This window comes from Hyphomonas sp. CACIAM 19H1 (assembly GCF_003325995.1).
Taxonomy (GTDB): domain Bacteria; phylum Pseudomonadota; class Alphaproteobacteria; order Caulobacterales; family Hyphomonadaceae; genus Hyphomonas; species Hyphomonas polymorpha.
Window position 1 is genome coordinate 2,504,817 of record NZ_CP016437.1, and the last position, 14,841, is coordinate 2,519,657.

17 protein-coding genes are annotated in these 14,841 nt (G+C 64.9%); 6 read left to right on the forward strand and 11 right to left on the reverse strand.

The genetic code is table 11. The features are described 5' to 3' along the window. Nucleotides 1-18 precede the first annotated feature (18 nt). The 3 genes from argC to rplM form a co-directional block, all read right to left on the reverse strand. Entirely contained in the window at nt 19-954 is a 936-nt protein-coding gene (gene argC, locus BBF93_RS11635) for an N-acetyl-gamma-glutamyl-phosphate reductase (RefSeq protein ID WP_114106008.1), read from the reverse strand. An 87-nt stretch (nt 955-1,041) separates the two neighbouring features. Next, nucleotides 1,042-1,485, reverse strand: a complete 444-nt coding sequence (gene rpsI / locus BBF93_RS11640) for a 30S ribosomal protein S9 (protein WP_199285923.1) — start codon at nt 1,483-1,485, stop codon at nt 1,042-1,044. Nucleotides 1,486-1,529: 44 nt separating this feature from the next. Continuing rightward, complete coding sequence (rplM, locus tag BBF93_RS11645) at nt 1,530-1,994, reverse strand: 50S ribosomal protein L13 (RefSeq protein WP_035600832.1); 465 nt, start codon at nt 1,992-1,994, stop codon at nt 1,530-1,532. Between the two features lie 238 nt (nt 1,995-2,232). Between rplM and BBF93_RS11650 the strand changes: the two genes are divergently transcribed. Next, nucleotides 2,233-2,997 (forward strand): hypothetical protein, encoded by a 765-nt coding sequence (locus BBF93_RS11650; RefSeq protein ID WP_162786532.1) that lies wholly within the window; start codon nt 2,233-2,235, stop codon nt 2,995-2,997. On the opposite strand, the gene BBF93_RS11655 is transcribed toward BBF93_RS11650, so the two are convergent. Continuing rightward, nucleotides 2,981-4,030 (reverse strand): COX15/CtaA family protein, encoded by a 1,050-nt coding sequence (locus BBF93_RS11655; RefSeq protein WP_114106010.1) that lies wholly within the window; start codon nt 4,028-4,030, stop codon nt 2,981-2,983. The two genes, BBF93_RS11650 and BBF93_RS11655, sit on opposite strands and share 17 nt — an antisense overlap. A 79-nt stretch (nt 4,031-4,109) precedes the next feature. Between BBF93_RS11655 and BBF93_RS11660 the strand changes: the two genes are divergently transcribed. Further along, nucleotides 4,110-4,322, forward strand: a complete 213-nt coding sequence (locus BBF93_RS11660) for a DUF2842 domain-containing protein (RefSeq protein ID WP_035600826.1) — start codon at nt 4,110-4,112, stop codon at nt 4,320-4,322. A 4-nt stretch (nt 4,323-4,326) separates the two neighbouring features. Here the strand turns inward: BBF93_RS11660 and BBF93_RS11665 are convergent, their stop codons facing one another. Further along, on the reverse strand, nt 4,327-5,217 hold the full coding sequence (locus BBF93_RS11665; protein WP_114107071.1) for an AraC family transcriptional regulator: 891 nt from the start codon (nt 5,215-5,217) through the stop codon (nt 4,327-4,329). 153 nt (nt 5,218-5,370) lie between these two features. Here BBF93_RS11665 and BBF93_RS11670 point away from each other — a divergent pair, with 153 nt between their 5' ends. Then, entirely contained in the window at nt 5,371-6,390 is a 1,020-nt protein-coding gene (locus BBF93_RS11670) for an aldo/keto reductase (RefSeq protein WP_035600823.1), read from the forward strand. Between the two features lie 44 nt (nt 6,391-6,434). Here BBF93_RS11670 and BBF93_RS11675 read toward each other — a convergent pair whose 3' ends face one another. The 5 genes from BBF93_RS11675 to BBF93_RS11695 form a co-directional block, all read right to left on the reverse strand. Beyond that, on the reverse strand, nt 6,435-6,722 hold the full coding sequence (locus BBF93_RS11675; RefSeq protein WP_114106011.1) for a YciI family protein: 288 nt from the start codon (nt 6,720-6,722) through the stop codon (nt 6,435-6,437). Nucleotides 6,723-6,744: 22 nt separating this feature from the next. Continuing rightward, nucleotides 6,745-7,332 (reverse strand): TetR/AcrR family transcriptional regulator, encoded by a 588-nt coding sequence (locus BBF93_RS11680; protein ID WP_114106012.1) that lies wholly within the window; start codon nt 7,330-7,332, stop codon nt 6,745-6,747. Between the two features lie 127 nt (nt 7,333-7,459). After that, on the reverse strand, nt 7,460-8,281 hold the full coding sequence (locus tag BBF93_RS11685) for an SDR family NAD(P)-dependent oxidoreductase (protein ID WP_035600818.1): 822 nt from the start codon (nt 8,279-8,281) through the stop codon (nt 7,460-7,462). A gap of 72 nt (nt 8,282-8,353) precedes the next feature. Further along, entirely contained in the window at nt 8,354-9,718 is a 1,365-nt protein-coding gene (locus tag BBF93_RS11690) for a HAMP domain-containing sensor histidine kinase (protein WP_114106013.1), read from the reverse strand. After that, nucleotides 9,705-10,388, reverse strand: coding sequence for a response regulator (locus tag BBF93_RS11695; protein ID WP_114106014.1), 684 nt, complete (start codon nt 10,386-10,388; stop codon nt 9,705-9,707). Before BBF93_RS11695 ends, BBF93_RS11690 begins: the two co-directional genes overlap by 14 nt. A 160-nt stretch (nt 10,389-10,548) precedes the next feature. On the opposite strand from BBF93_RS11695, the gene BBF93_RS11700 reads away from it, so the two are divergent. After that, nucleotides 10,549-11,577 carry a zinc-binding dehydrogenase gene (locus BBF93_RS11700; protein WP_114106015.1) on the forward strand — a complete coding sequence of 343 codons (1,029 nt, stop codon included), beginning with the start codon at nt 10,549-10,551 and terminating at the stop codon, nt 11,575-11,577. Nucleotides 11,578-11,584: 7 nt separating this feature from the next. Here BBF93_RS11700 and BBF93_RS11705 read toward each other — a convergent pair whose 3' ends face one another. Next, nucleotides 11,585-12,388 carry a hypothetical protein gene (locus BBF93_RS11705; protein WP_035600810.1) on the reverse strand — a complete coding sequence of 268 codons (804 nt, stop codon included), beginning with the start codon at nt 12,386-12,388 and terminating at the stop codon, nt 11,585-11,587. Nucleotides 12,389-12,484: 96 nt separating this feature from the next. Here BBF93_RS11705 and BBF93_RS11710 point away from each other — a divergent pair, with 96 nt between their 5' ends. Next, complete coding sequence (locus BBF93_RS11710; RefSeq protein WP_114106016.1) at nt 12,485-13,288, forward strand: crotonase/enoyl-CoA hydratase family protein; 804 nt, start codon at nt 12,485-12,487, stop codon at nt 13,286-13,288. An 18-nt stretch (nt 13,289-13,306) separates the two neighbouring features. Next, nucleotides 13,307-14,830 (forward strand): class I adenylate-forming enzyme family protein, encoded by a 1,524-nt coding sequence (locus tag BBF93_RS11715; RefSeq protein WP_114106017.1) that lies wholly within the window; start codon nt 13,307-13,309, stop codon nt 14,828-14,830. Nucleotides 14,831-14,841: the final 11 nt, after the last annotated feature.

Genomic DNA, 14,841 nt, shown 5'->3' on the forward strand with positions numbered 1-14,841 from the left:
TGCGCGGGAGGTAAGGGCTTAAGCCACCAGCCCCGCGCCCTCGTCCAGCCCCAGCGCGATGTTGAGGTTCTGCACCGCCGCGCCTGAAGCGCCCTTCCCGAGATTGTCGAGCCGCGCCACGAGGCGGGCCTGCTCATCGGTGCCGAAGACATAGATCTCCAACCGGTTGGTATCGTTGCAGCCTTCTGCGTCGAGCGACTTGATCGCATCTCCCTCCGCCAGCGGAATAACCTTCACAAAGGCCTCGCCCGCATAGGCCATACTCAGCGCCTTGTGGATATCCTTGCGTTTGGGCTTGCCCGGCAGCGCCCATAGCGGCAGCGGCACTTCCACAATCATGCCCTGCGCGTAGCGGCCCACGGCCGGCGTGAACATCGGCAGATGGGAAAGGCCGGTGAACTTCTTCATTTCCGGCGGGTGCTTGTGCTGCTGTCCAAGGGCGTAGATGCGGAAATTGTCCTGCGTCTGGCGCTCCTCGAACTCGGCAATCATCGGCTTGCCGCCGCCCGAATAGCCCGAAACGGCGTTCACCGTCACCGGCCAGTCATGCGGAATGATCCCCGCCGTCACCAAGGGGCGCACCAGCGCGATAAACCCGGTGGGATAGCAGCCCGGATTGGAAATGCGCTTGGCCGCGGCAATGGCCGCGCGCTGGCCCTTGTCCAGTTCCGCAAAGCCATACACCCAGCCCGGCGAAACCCGGTGGGCGGTGGAGGCGTCGATGATCACCGTGTTGGGGTTGCTCACCAGGCTGACCGCCAGGCGCGCCGCCTCATCGGGCAGGCAGAGGATCACCACGTCCGCCTTGTTGATCAGGCGCGCGCGCTCATCGACATCCTTGCGCTTGTCAGCGTGAATCGAGATCAGCTCCAGATCCTTGCGGTCTTTCAGCCGCTCGGCAATCTGAAGGCCGGTCGTGCCGGCTTCGCCATCAATGAAAACCTTGGGCAACATGGCGCCCCTCCGCGAAAATGAGGGCAAAAACAAACGGGCGCTCCGTTTCCGAAGCGCCCGCCAGACATTGGATATGTGCTGCTGCGATTAGCGCTTGGAGAACTGGAAGCTGCGGCGAGCTTTCGCTTTGCCGTACTTCTTACGCTCAACAACGCGCGGGTCGCGGGTCATGAAGCCGAACGGCTTCAGAACAGCGCGCAGGCCCGGCTCGTAAGCCACGAGCGCGCGGGAAATGCCGTGACGCACAGCGCCGGCCTGACCCATGAGGCCCGAGCCTTTGACAGTCGCGATCACATCGAACTCGCTTTCGCGGCCAGCTTCGATCAGCGGCTGGGCAATCACCATGCGCAGAACCGGACGAGCAAAATACTGCTCCTGGTCACGGCCATTGATGATGATCTTGCCAGTGCCACGCTTGATCCAGACGCGGGCGACAGCTTCCTTGCGGCGGCCGGTGCCGTAGGAACGGCCCTGGGCATCGATCTTCGGCTCAGCGGCTTTCACCGGCTGGGCGGAAGGTGCGCCGGTCATGGCGCCAAGGTCTTGCAGCGAGTTGGAGGTGTCGGTCATGTTTATCAGGCCGTTTTCGAGTTTTTGCGGTTCATCGCCTTGAAGTCGACGACTTCGGGCGCCTGTGCAGTGTGCGGGTGCTCAGCGCCAGCGTAGATACGCAGCTTGCCGAACTGTTTGCGCGACAGCGCGCTCTCGCGCGGCATCATGCGCTTCACGGCGAGCTCGATGGCACGCTCCGGGAAGCGGCCGGAAAGGATCTTGCCAGCCGTGGTTTCCTTGATACCGCCCGGATAACCGGTGTGGCGGTAATAGACCTTGTCGGTCAGCTTGTTGCCGGTGAACACGGCCTTCTCAGCATTGATAACGACGATGTGATCGCCGGTATCCACATGCGGAGTAAAGTCAGGGCGGTGCTTGCCGCGAAGGCGTTTGGCGACGTAAGAAGCAAGGCGTCCGACAACGACGTCCGTCGCGTCGATCACGACCCACTTGTTCTCTACCCCGACGGGTGCGTTATACGTTTTCATCGCTCTGCTCAGAGCCTCTACTTTCGGAGTTCCAGGAATGCAAATTAAGGGCTGGCGTTTAAGCGCCGCGTTTCCCTTTGTCAACGCAGCCGCCGGGCTGAGCCTGCTTTTTGCGGCAACAGCCTGTGGACGGCAAGAGACCCCGACTGAGACCCCAAGTCAAGACCCTGTAATATCAGGAGAAATAGAGCTCCCAGCCGTCTGGTCGACCCGCCCCTTGCAGGGAAAAGTTCGCGATGTGGCCCTCTCTACGGGCTCTGGAGCCATTCTGGCGGTCGCTTATGACGCTGGCGGGCTCGAATTTTTCGACATGGAAGGCGACCGTCTGGGCGAACCGACGCGATTCCATCTGAAAGACATCGCCGATGGCCGCGCATCCAGCATCCAGGGCACCCAGCTCACCATCTTCCCGGGCGTGACCATAGAAGGCGGGCTGAAGGCCTATGTCTTCGGCGAAGGTCTGGTCGCCCCGGCGCAGATTGACCTGCCCATTCCAGAACAGCGGGCTGTGGAAGGCCTCTGCAGCGGAGAGGCCGGCTCGCAGGGCCTGATGCGCATCGCCTACTGGACGATCTCCAACAATCGCCTGCTGCGCACCGGCGTCATCGGCCAGTCAGGCGATGAGCTGACCTGGGAAGAAGAAGACGCAACCGAGGCCGGTTTCCCGATCACCTCCTGCGTCTTCGCATATGACACACTGGTCGCCTCGCCCCGCTCGGCGGCCTCCGCCTCGCTGACCCGCGGGGACAACGCCGCCCTCCTCTCCATTGAGGAAGGTGGCCCGCTGCAGATATCCACAGATCTCGGGATGACCACGAGCTCCATCACCGTCCGCGATGGAATCACCGTGACAGCACCGGACGTCCCCACCGCTGTCACCGCGAATGGCTCTCTGCCCGCCGGTGGCTATCCGGGCGGCGTGGTCGTCATCGCCGGCGAAACCAGCGAGGGCACTCATCAGGTTGTGTTCGTTGATCCCAGCGCAATTACGCTGAAGGACTAAGCCGCGTTTCCGGGCCGCCTGCACGCCACACCGTGTAGACGGCCCACAGCGTGGTCACCACGCCCAGCCCCTGGTGGACAAGGGCCAGCCCCATCGGGGCCGCATTCAGCAGCGTCAGGATACCCCACGCCGCCTGCGCCGATACCAGCACTGCCAGGAACGCAAACTCCCGCCGCACAGCTGTCTTCCGGAAGGCCCACGCCGCCGCCAGGCTGCCCGCCCACAGGATGTAGGCCAGTAGGCGGTGATTGAACTGGGTCGCCTCGCGCCCCTCGAAGAAGCTGCGGATGCCCAGCTCGGCGTGCAGATAGTGAGACGGGAACACCTCCCCCGCCATCAGCGGCCAGTCGGTATAGGTGCGTCCCGCATCGAGTCCCGCCACCAGCGCGCCCGCCGCCATCTGCACGAAGATCAACAGCATCAGCGCCAGCGCCGCACCTCGGGGCCCCTTCGGCGCGCCCCCCCGCTTCTGCGGTCCAAGATCGAGCCACAGCCAGGTGATCACTGCGAGGATGATGAGCGCCAGCGTGAAATGCGTCATCAGCCGGTAAGGCGCGACGGCCACGCGGTCCGTGTCACCAATGCCGCTGGACACCATCCACCAGCCGATCGCGCCCTGCAGGCCGCCCAGCGCAATCAGACCCACCAGCTTCAGCCCGAGCCCCCGCCCCAGCCAGCGGCGCCAGGCAAAGACGGCAAAGCCCGCCACCGCCACCAACCCGATCAACCGGCCAATCTGCCGGTGGCCCCATTCCCACCAGAATATGAACTGGAACTCCGACAGCGACATGCCGGCATTGGTCAGCTGGTATTGCGTGGTCGCGCGGTACTTCTCGAACTCGATCAGCCAGTCGGCCTCGCTCATCGGCGGCAGGGCGCCGCTGACAGGGTTCCATTCGGTGATGGACAGGCCGGAATCGGTGAGACGGGTCGCCCCGCCCACCAGAATGATGGCATATACCATAAGGCCCAGAAGGATCAGCCAACGGCGGATCCAGCCTGCGGCAACGGGGGAAATTGCGCTTGTGGTCATGACGCCTAGATCACTTGACGCGCGCCACGATCAAGGGTCGCTGAAGTCGCAGCCACCCGTCACGGAAGGTCCAAAGCCCATGCGGAACCCGCGAAAGCCCCTCGCCATGCTGATGATGCTGACCTGGCTGGTGATCTATATCGTGGCCATCGGCTCGCTCAGCGGCCCGGTCGGCACGTTGCCCAGCTGGGTTCAGATGCCGTTCTATATCCTGGCGGGCGTGCTCTGGATTCTGCCTCTGAAGCCGCTTTTCGCCTGGATGAACGCGGTAGAGCCGCCCGAGGAAGACTAGTCCCTCACGCCACTTCGCGCGCCACCAGCGCGCGGATCGCGGCCACGTCCCGGCCCGGCGGCGCGCCAAACTGGCGCCGGTAATCCCGGTTGAAGTGCGAGGCGCTTTCATACCCGATGGCATACCCCACGGCGGAAACCTCATGGTTCTCCAGCAGCATCCGCCGCGCCTCCTGCAGCCGCACCAGCTTCTGGAACTGCACAGGCGAAAGCGTCGTCACCGCCTTGAAATGGCGGTGGAAGGACGCAAGGCTCATCCCCGCCATCTCTGCCAGATCGGGCACACGCAGCGGCTCGCGGAAATGATCGCGTATCCATGCCGTCGCCCGGCCGATCCGCGCCGCCTGACTGTCCCGCAAGCCCATATGGCGCAGCATCGGGCCGAGCGATCCGTTGAGCAGCCGCCAGGTGATCTCCCGCTTGATCAGCGGCGCCATCACCGGAATATCCCGCGGCTGGTCCAGAAGGCTCAGCAGACGGCCCAGCGGATCCATGATCGCGGCGTCCAGCCTGTCTGTATGCAGAGCAGTGAAGGCAGGCTCGGCTACCGCGTCTTCAGCCAGTGCGGGCAGCATCTCGGCCACCATTGCCGGATCAATCTCCACACCGAAAGCAAGGTAGGGCCGCTCTGGCGACGCCTCGACGATCCGCGCCGTCACCGGCACATCCACTGACGCCAGCAGCCCTTGCCCGGCGCCATAGCGGAACGCCCGCTCGCCCAGCATCGAAACCTTTCCCCCCTGTAGCACGGCGCAGAAAGATGGCCGGTAAACCGAGCGGATCTCCATCGGCGTTTCGGTCCGGGTAAGGTTCAGACCATCCACCGGCGTCTCCCGGCCATAACGGCGGGCGTGCCGGTCCAGCAGGTCCGCAAGGGTCTTGAGATCATCGATCATGAAATGACTGAACCACATTCTTCCGCGCGGGGCGATGCCCCTCACACGCATTTGAGAGAAATGGGCAAGACTTTGAGAGGATCGTCACCGGACAGCACTGCCTGCAGGGCTTAAATCAGGGGCATTCCAATCCCTCAGAACGGAGCCTCCCCCATGCGTATGCGACAACTCGGCAATTCCGGCCTTTTCGTTTCCGAACTGTGCCTTGGCACCATGACCTTCGGCGGCAGCGAAGGCATGTGGGGCATGATCGGCCAGCTCCAGCAGGAAGAGGCCGACGGCCTCGTCAAAGCCTCGCTGGACGCTGGCATCAATTTCATCGACACGGCCAATATCTACGCCCTCGGCAGGAGTGAGGAAATTCTCGGCCAGTCGCTGCGCAATCTCGGTGTGCCCCGGCACGAAGTCGTGATCGCCACAAAAGTCCTCGGCCCCATGGCAGAAGGCCAGAACAATCGCGGCGCCTCACGCGGCCACATCCTCTACCAGGCCGAAGCCAGCCTCAAACGCCTCGGTCTCGATCATATAGACCTCTACCAGATCCACGGCTTCGATCCCGCCGTGCCATTGGAAGAAACCCTCGAAGCGCTGAACTCCCTCGTGCAAAAGGGCGCCGTTCGGTATCTGGGGCTCTCCAATTGGGCGGCCTGGCAGGTGATGAAAGCCATCGGCCTCACCCAGCTGCGCCAGCTTGCCCCCATCATCTCGCTGCAGGCTTACTACACCCTCGCCGGGCGCGATCTTGAGCGCGAAGTCATCCCAATGCTGACGGCCGAGAAGGTTGGCCTGATGGTCTGGAGCCCGCTCGCCGGCGGCTATCTCTCCGGCAAGTATGACCGAGAAGGCCGTGGCAATGATGGCCGCCGGGCCACCTTCAATTTCCCTCCCGTCAACATGGATCGCGGTTACGCCGCCATTGAGGCGATGCGGGAAATCGCCGCCGCCAAGGGCGCCAGCGTCGCCCAGATCGCGCTTGCCTGGCTGCTGCATCAGAAAGCCGTCACCAGCGTCATCATCGGCGCCAAACGGCCAGACCAGCTTGCGGACAATATCGGCGCCACAAAGGTCAGCCTCAGCCCGGAAGACCTTGCCCGCCTGAACGACGTTTCCCGCCTGCCGGAAGAATATCCCGGCTGGATGCTAGACCGTCAAAATACATACAGAAGCGCCTGAGCGGTGCCCGGAGCGGCAGGCGGGCCATCCGCCTGTCTGCCGCCTCAGGCTTTCAGAAATTCCAGCCGCGCATCCACGCGCCCCGGTCTCACTTCACTGATCTCGGCACTGACAATGCCTTCCGCCACGAACGGGTCTGCCGCCACGCGCGCTTCCAGCGATTCGCGGGTGGTGTTGTACGCCAGCACGGCGCCGCCCAGGCCGGGCGCCAGGCTGCCCGTCATCAGGAACACACCATCGGCAAACCCCTCGCCGATCCAGGCATTGTGCGCCGCCATGAATTGGGGCGCCGCTGCCTTGTTGGCCGCAAATTTAAGCTGAACGAAATACATCTGCCTCTCCCTCCTGAAACAATCAGCGCCGCGCCCTGGCAAGGCGCCTTGCCTGCGCCGCCAGCCAGGCGCACATGCCGTCCACCTCACGCCTGACAAACACCTCATCCTTGAATGCATTGGCCAGCGCCGCCGTGCCCTGAGACCAACCCAGCACATGCAGCGCCAGCGCGCCGGCCTCATCGCCTGCGCCCAGCGCTTCAAACTCTGCCGTCAGCCAGTCCCGGAACAGCGCGAACACATCCGCCGCCCGCGCCCTGGCCGCATGGTCCAGCTTTGCCAACTCCTGGCACAACGTCCCCACAGGGCAGCCATAGGCCATGATCCTGATCTGGTTCATGATCAGGATACGGACAAAGCACTCTATGCGCGCCACAGGCGAGGCGCCTTCCGCCGCCCAACCCGCCAGCATCGCGCGCGTCGCCTCAAGGCGCCGGTCGATCACCGCGTCGAGGATCTCATCCTTGGTGCGGAAATGGTAATAGAAATTGCCGCGCGAGAGCTTCACCGCCCCGGCAATGTCGGCAAAGGACGTGTGGTCAAAGCCCTGCCGGTAAAACAGCTCGTCGGCCGCCGCCACGATCTCTTCGCGTGTCTCCCGCGCGCCCAAATACGCCCCAAAGGCCAGAAGTTTTCGCCAGGCCCTGCGGCCCAGCCTCCGACCTTGATTAGGACAATCGCCCTAATCGCGCAATAGGACAATTGACCTAATTTAAAAGGCGCGGGAAATTGCGGGCCTAACTCTTGTCCTTCACGCCCATCTGCTGGGCATAGCCCTGCGCCACCATCTGGGCCATCAGGTCGAACAGCTTGTCCGGGTCAGCCCGGCGCAGGCGGGCGATTTCCGCCTCCATGCCCTCGGCCAGCACCAGTTCGCGCACGCCGCCTTTCAGCGCCTCCAGAATCCGCCGTGCCGCTTCCTCCGCAGGCATACCATTGTCGATGGCCGTATCGCTGAAGCCGCGCGCATTGGCAGACCCATCCAGCGCATTCTTCGACACATTCGTCTTCACAGAGCCCGGCGCCACCACCAGAACCTTCATCCCCTGATGCGCCGTCTCCGCCCGCAGGCTGTCATTGTATCCGATGAGGCCGGCCTTGGCCGCGCTGTAAGCGCTGCGCAGCGGCGGCCCGGCAATACCCGCCACGCTGGAGATCGCCACGATCTGCCCGCCGCCCGCGCCCACCATCTTCGGCAGCAGCGCCTGCGTTAGCGCAATCGGCGCCAGCAGGTCGATGGCGATGATCTTCTGATACACATCAAACACCGTATCCACCGCCATTGAGCGCTGCGAGATGCCGGCATTGTTGACCAGGCCATCCACGCGCCCGGCCCAAGTCCAGGCCGTCTCCACCGCGCCCGGCAGGGCAGCATAATCGGTCGCCTCGAACGGCAGCACCAGCGCATCGGTCTTCAGCTGCGCCTTCACCTCCTCCAGCGCGCCCACATTGCGGCCAGACAGGATCAGCTTCGCCCCCGCGCCGGACAACGCCTGTGCCAGCGCCGCGCCGATGCCAGAGGAGGCCCCCGTGATCCACCACACCTTGCCTTCAAACATGCCGCTTTCCTCCAATGCTGATATCCGGCCGAGTGTTTCAGGCGTGGCTGCAGATGTAAACGCCCCGCCGCGTCAGGCCGCGGCTGTAAAGTGCAGCGTTGCTGTCAGCCCCGCGCCGGCATTGCGGCGCAGCTCCAGCCGCCCGCCATGCGCCCGCATTATCTGCTCCACGATGGACAGGCCCAGCCCCGCGCCCTGGCTGCGCCCGTCGCTGCCGCGCGCAAAGCGTTTGGTTACCTCCGCCAGCTTGCCTTCCGGAATGCCCGCGCCCTGATCGATCACCGAAATGCGCAGCGGCCCCTGCTGCAGCGCCACTGTGATCGGGGCGCCCTCCGCCGAATGCTGGATGGCGTTTTCGATCAAATTGATCACCGCAATCGACAGCGCGTCCGGATCGGCCACCGCCCTGACCGGCGTGTCACAGCCCTCACAGCCCAGATCAACCCCGGCCTGCCGCGCCAGCGGTTCCATCCGCACCACAATATCCATGATCAGATCACTGACATCTATGGACTGTCCCGGCAGCACGCTCAGCCGGTCGGCATTGGCATGCGCCAGCAGCTGCATGCTCAGCCGGATCAGCGCATCGGTATCCTGGCGCAGCTTGGCAAGGTCGGCATGGCCGCCATCCTGCTGCAACCGCGCTTTCAGGGCCGCCAGCGGCGTGCGCAGCGTGTGGGATGCGTCCAGAATGAACGCCCGCTCCCGCTCCATGGCGGCGGCCAGCCGGTCCAGGCTGCCATTCAGCGCCCGCACCAGATCCACCACCTCATCCGGCGGGTTCTCCACGATCAGGGGGCGGATATCCTGGAACTCCGAAACGCCCCGCGCCTGCTCGGCAATCTCGCGCAGCGGCCGGAGCGTCTGGCGTACAAATCCCGTCACCACCCAGAAGCTGAGAACGGCAAAGGGCAGCAGCGGGATCAGCACATGCACCGTCACCTCAGTGAGGATCATCCGGTAAAACCGGAAGGCCGGGTCGCTCGCCACAATCGTCTCGACACGGCAGGCCACCGGCCCGCCACAGTCAAATTCCTTCCCCGCCAGCCAGATGTCATCGCCCGCCTGCAGGGTCCACTCATCAATCCCGGCGACAGACCGGCGTTCGATGCCCGACCAGTCGAATGCCGACTGTGCCAACGCTTGCCCATCCGGTCCGGACAAGGCCCATCCATAAGCCTCCGGATACTTCTCGTAGATACTGTCCTTATGCGCCGCACCCGGATCAAATGGCACACCCGGCTGAATCGCGCCCTGAAATTCCCCCGCCAGCTTCTCGGCCATCTCCAGCACCTGCCGCTGGCGCAGGTCGGTCACGTCGCTGCCATAGTGAAAGGCCACGATTGCCGCCGTCAGCGTGCCGACGCCGAGGATCACCCCCAGCAGCCGCCGCCGAAGCCGCGCCTCCAGCGACCATTTGGAACTAGGCGTCAACATCGCCCTCGCTCAGCACATATCCCACGCCCCGGATGGTGCGCAGCGATACTTCCGACCCCTGCTCCTTCAGCACCGAGCGCAGGCGCGACACCGCCGCTTCCAGCGCGTTGGGCCCGGCCTGCGTGTTCTGATCGTAAAGCGCATTCTCCAGATAGGGCCGCGAGCTTACCCGCCCCGCCTTGCGCATCAGCGCCACCAGCAGCTGATGCTCCCGGCGCGGCAGCGTCACCGGCCGCCCGCGCACCAGCACGCCGCCAGAGCCAAGATCCAGCTTCACATCCGCCAGCTCGATCACATCGTTTTCCATATGTCCCGGCCGCCGCAGCAGCGCCCGGCAGCGCGACAGCATCTCGGACAGGTCAAACGGCTTCACCAGATAATCGTCGGCCCCGCCGTCCAGCCCGTCCACCCGGTCGTTCAGCCCGCCCCGCGCCGTCAACACCAGAATGGGAATGGCCACCGCGCTGCGCCGGCATTTCTTCAGAAAATCCACCCCGTCGCCATCAGGCAGGCCCAGGTCCAGCAGCATCAGATCATAGCGGGTAGCCGCAAGCGCCGTCTCCGCCCCGGCAATCGAGCGCACCCAATCGACGACATACCGGCTACTCTCCAGCGCCGCCTGCAGGCTTTCCCCCAGGCTGGCATGATCCTCAACCAGAAGCACTCTCATCCGTTCACTCGCCCTGTATGTTCTCCGCCAGATCCCCTCTGGTCCCGACATTCAAACATTCCTCGCCCCTCGACAACAAGGTGTTGCCTCTGCGCTGCATTGACATTCCCTGCGCCCCGCTCAAAGGTAGTGATAGCTATCTTTTCGACGGAGAGGTTTCATGCGCGCACTTGTCTTTCGCGGCGTCGGCCAGCCACTGCAGCTTGAGACCCTGGACGATCCCACCCCCGGCGAAGGCGAGGTGGTTCTCAAGGTTGGCCGGTGCGGCATCTGCGGCACCGATCTTCACCGCACAGAGCACAATATCTGGACCTGCCGCCCTCCGGTGGTCCTGGGCCATGAATTTGCCGGAGAGATCGTCGCCCTGGGCAAGGGCGTGGAGGGCCTGAAGACGGGCATGCGCATCACCGCGCTGCCCTATATCGGCTGCGGCAAATGCCGGGCCTGCCTGGCAGGTAATCCGCACTACTGTCCTACCCGCCTCAATACCGGCACCGAGGACATCGCCGGTGGCTATGCGGAATATGTGAAGGTCGGCGCGGGCAGCTGCCTGCCGCTGCCCGCCGCGCTCTCCCTTGATGATGGCGCGCTGGTAGAGCCGCTGGCTGTCGGCCTGCACGGCGTCAAGCGCGGCGGCGTTCAACCCGGAGACCGCGTGCTGGTGATCGGCGCTGGCCCCATCGGTCTTGCCGCGGCCTATTGGGCCAGGCTCGCAGGCGCCAGCCGGGTCGTCGTTTCGGCGCCCTCCACCCGCCGCCAACCACTGGCGGAGGCGATGGGGGCCACCGCCTTCATCGCCGCCAGCGATGACGCCGCCCTGGCGGCCGCCTCCGAAGAAGCCCTTGGCGGCGCGGCAGATGTTGTCCTCGAATGCGTGGGCCAGACCGGCATGATCCAGCGCGCTCTCGCCTGCGTGCGCACTGGCGGCCGCGTCGTCGTGCTCGGCGTCTGCCTCCAGCCGGATACCTTCCTGCCGCTCACCGGCCTCGCCAAGGAAGCCGATCTGCGCTTCTCCGTCGTTTATGATGTGGCTGAGTTCCAGGCCTGCATTGATGCGCTGGACGCTGGCCATGTTTCCCCCCGCGCCATGATCACCGATACGGTCTCGCTGGCAGATGCGCCCGCTGCCTTCGAGGCGCTGCGCAGCCGCACGCATCAATGCAAGGTCATGGTTGCGCCATGGGCCTGACCCAGCCTCAACCGATCAGATCGCGCGATCCCAGAACCGATGCCCACACCTTGAGGCTGCGCGTCTGGTAGGCGGTCATGGCCGCGACCAGCCGGCCGCGCTCATTGCCGCCCAGAATTTCCTCCGGCAACAGAGGATCGCGCACGATCTGCGCGATCACCTGGCGGCCCACCAGCAGGCCCTCCCGCGCTGCCGCTTCCGGGCCAAGCCGCGCCAGCCGGCGCTCACTCGCCGTCAGCCGCTTCAATTCGGCCGCATAGCCAGCCTTCAGCGCCGCAGCGTTCCACAGGCCCTGCACAGCTTGTGCCTGCGCCCGGTCCAGCCCGGAAACGGCAAACACGTCCGCCTCGGTCCTCAGGCCAAGTTCGGCAAGCTGCGCGCGCATTGCGGCCACCCCACCTTTCAGATTATCCGGCCTCAGCTGAAGCCCCGGCTTCCACGTCCGGAAACCGCGCAGCGCCAGGGCGCGCTGATGCCGCCGCGCAATCGTCCGCTCGCCGCCGCTCAGCCCGGCATCCTGCACGCCGATCCAGCCGCCCTTCCATGGCGCCATCCAGCCCAGCCGCTCGCGCCAATGGCCCACATCCTCATAAAGTGGCCGGTAGGCGGGGTGAAAGGCGTACACGCCCCGCTCCGTCTTGCGAATCTTCTCCTGCCGCGCCAGCCGGGTCAGCGCCACGCGCACCACCGGCTCGGCCAGCCCCATGATGACGCCCGCCCGGCAGAGATCCTGCGCAGACATCCGCCCGCCCCTCGCGGTCGAAAGAAAGTCCAGCACCAGATCCGTCGCAGCAGGCAGGGGTGTGGTCATGGGGCTCCGGCAGTTCCCGTCAGGGGCAAGATTGCAAGTTTCATTAAATGGCATTATTCGTCAAATATTGAAATATATGAAACAGGGGAACCAATCATGACGGGCGCCAGCGAACCAGCCCATGTGCGCGTCGAGATCGACGGCGCTGTCACCACCCTCATCATGGACCGGCCAGACCGCCGTAATGCGGTCGACAGGCCCATGGCCTTTGCCCTGCGCGATGCCATTCAGGCGTTTGAGTCAGACGATACCCAGCGCGTTGCCGTCCTCTGGGGCGCCCACGGAAACTTCTGCGCCGGGGCAGACCTTACCGCCCTGGAAGATCCCGCCCGCGCCCATGAACTCACCCCAGACGGCAGCGGCTCCGGCCCGATGGGCCCCACGCGCCTCGCCATCTCCAAGCCCCTCATCGCCGCCGTCGCCGGCTATGCCGTCGCGGGCGGCCTTGAACTCGCCCTGCTGGCGGATATGCGTGTGGTGGAGGAAACTGCCACCTTTGGCGTCTTCTGCCGCCGCTGGGGCGTGCCGCTGATTGATGGCGGCACCGTCCGCCTTCCCCGTATCGTCGGCATGGGCCGCGCGATGGACATGATCCTCACCGGCCGCCCGGTCGATGCGCAGGAAGCTCTCGCCATGGGCCTGGCCAACCGTGTCGTCCCCGCCGGTCACGCCCGTCACGCCGCCGAGGCGCTCGCCCGGGAGATTGCCGCCTTCCCTCAGCAATGCATGCTGGCAGACCGTTACTCCGCCTACGCCCAATGGGATATGCCACTTGACGAAGCCCTCCGCCAGGAAGGCCGCCTCAGCGCCCCGATCGTTGCCGCCGAAGGCCGCGCCGGGGCAAAGCGCTTTGTCGGCGGCGCTGGCCGTCACGGCAAGTTCACCCAGCCCGAAGACTGACCCTCGGAGACCCCGCTCATGCCCTCATCCGGCCCCCTCTGCATTGACCTGATCGAACGCGGCGCCGCCGCCAACGCTGCCCGCACCGCCATCGTCTTCGGCGACCAGGCCTGGACCTTCGCGGAAATCAATGCGGAGGCAAACCGCCTCGCCCATGCCCTGCGCAGCCTCGGCGCCGGGCATGGCGCGCGCGTCGGCCTGCTGGTCAACAACGGTCCGTTCTCCGTCCCGCTGGACTTTGCCTGCGTCAAGGCAGGCATCAACCGTGTACCTCTGAACGCACGCCTGTCCGTCGAAGAACACGCCCGCATGCTGGCCGAGGCAGACGCCCGCATCCTCATCTACGGCCCAGACCTTGCCGATCGCGCCGCCGCCCTCGCGCAGGCTGCCCCCGGCCTCGCCATCCACGGCCTCAGCGATGACCTCTCCCGCCTCGCCGCCATCCAGCCAGACACCCCGCCCCCGCTTGCTGCCAAACCTGACGACATCATCCTTACCCTGTATACCTCCGGCACCACCGGCGTGCTGAAGGCGGCCCAGCATACGCAAGCCTCCTACGCGGCCATCTGCCGCAACATCCTGCTCAATCTCTTCCCTGTCAGCCAGGACGACGCAATGCTCCACGCCGCCTCGCTGATCCATGCCAGCGGCACCTTCGTCCTGCCCTTCTGGCTGCGCGGGGCCCGCTCGGTCGTCCTGCCCGCCTTCACGCCCGATGCCTTCCTCTCTGCCATTGCGCAGCACCGGGTCACCGCGATCAACCTCGTGCCCACCATGCTCCACATGCTGCTGGAAAACCCCGGTCTTGATGCGCATGATCTCTCCAGCCTGCGCCACATCATCTATGGCGCCTCGCCCATGCCCCGCGCCGTCATCACCCGCGCCATTGCAAAGTTCGGCCAGGAAAAGTTCTGGCAATATTTCGGCCAGACCGAAGCTCCCCTCTGCCTGGCTGTGCTGCGCCCGGAAGATCATGAAGGCGACCTGCTCGGCGCCTGCGGCCGCCCGGCGCTGGATGTTGAAATCCGCCTGGTGGACGATCAGGGCAACGATGTGCCCAAGGGCGAAGCCGGCGAAATCCTTGTACGGACACCCTCTGCCGCCGCGGGCTATTTCAACGCGCCAGACCTCACTGCCCAGTCTTTCGATCCCGATGGCTGGGTCCACACCCGCGATGTCGGCCTTTTCGATGCGCGCGGCTTCCTCCACCTGCGAGACCGCACGTCTGACATGATCATCTCCGGCGGTTACAACGTCTACCCCCGCGAGGTCGAAGACGCCCTGATGTCCCACACGGCTGTTCTCGAAGCCGCCGTCGTCGGCGCGCCGGATGAGAAATGGGTCGAAGCCGTCACCGCCTTCGTCATCCTCCGCCCCGGTCAGCAGGCAGGCGAAGCCGATCTCATCGCCCATGTCGCCGGCCAGATCGCCTCCTACAAGAAGCCCCACAAGGTCATCTTCACGGATGCGATTCCGAAAACCGCTGTCGGAAAGCTTGATCGCAAATCCCTCCGCGCCCGCCTGAAGGAAACGGCCGGTTAGGCCTGTCCTTG

Bases quoted from the DNA above. Each gene is read 5' to 3' on its own strand.
- BBF93_RS11690 (WP_114106013.1), bottom strand. From the start codon at position 9,718: ATGTTGACGCCTAGTTCCAAATGGTCGCTGGAGGCGCGGCTTCGGCGG.
- BBF93_RS11710 (WP_114106016.1), top strand. From the start codon at position 12,485: ATGACGGGCGCCAGCGAACCAGCCCATGTGCGCGTCGAGATCGACGGC.
- rpsI (WP_199285923.1), bottom strand. From the start codon at position 1,485: ATGACCGGCGCACCTTCCGCCCAGCCGGTGAAAGCCGCTGAGCCGAAG.
- BBF93_RS11715 (WP_114106017.1), top strand. From the start codon at position 13,307: ATGCCCTCATCCGGCCCCCTCTGCATTGACCTGATCGAACGCGGCGCC.
- BBF93_RS11675 (WP_114106011.1), bottom strand. From the start codon at position 6,722: ATGTATTTCGTTCAGCTTAAATTTGCGGCCAACAAGGCAGCGGCGCCC.
- BBF93_RS11665 (WP_114107071.1), bottom strand. From the start codon at position 5,217: ATGATCGATGATCTCAAGACCCTTGCGGACCTGCTGGACCGGCACGCC.
- BBF93_RS11670 (WP_035600823.1), top strand. From the start codon at position 5,371: ATGCGTATGCGACAACTCGGCAATTCCGGCCTTTTCGTTTCCGAACTG.
- argC (WP_114106008.1), bottom strand. From the start codon at position 954: ATGTTGCCCAAGGTTTTCATTGATGGCGAAGCCGGCACGACCGGCCTT.
- BBF93_RS11700 (WP_114106015.1), top strand. From the start codon at position 10,549: ATGCGCGCACTTGTCTTTCGCGGCGTCGGCCAGCCACTGCAGCTTGAG.
- BBF93_RS11655 (WP_114106010.1), bottom strand. From the start codon at position 4,030: ATGACCACAAGCGCAATTTCCCCCGTTGCCGCAGGCTGGATCCGCCGT.
- BBF93_RS11685 (WP_035600818.1), bottom strand. From the start codon at position 8,281: ATGTTTGAAGGCAAGGTGTGGTGGATCACGGGGGCCTCCTCTGGCATC.
- BBF93_RS11660 (WP_035600826.1), top strand. From the start codon at position 4,110: ATGCGGAACCCGCGAAAGCCCCTCGCCATGCTGATGATGCTGACCTGG.
- BBF93_RS11695 (WP_114106014.1), bottom strand. From the start codon at position 10,388: ATGAGAGTGCTTCTGGTTGAGGATCATGCCAGCCTGGGGGAAAGCCTG.
- rplM (WP_035600832.1), bottom strand. From the start codon at position 1,994: ATGAAAACGTATAACGCACCCGTCGGGGTAGAGAACAAGTGGGTCGTG.
- BBF93_RS11705 (WP_035600810.1), bottom strand. From the start codon at position 12,388: ATGACCACACCCCTGCCTGCTGCGACGGATCTGGTGCTGGACTTTCTT.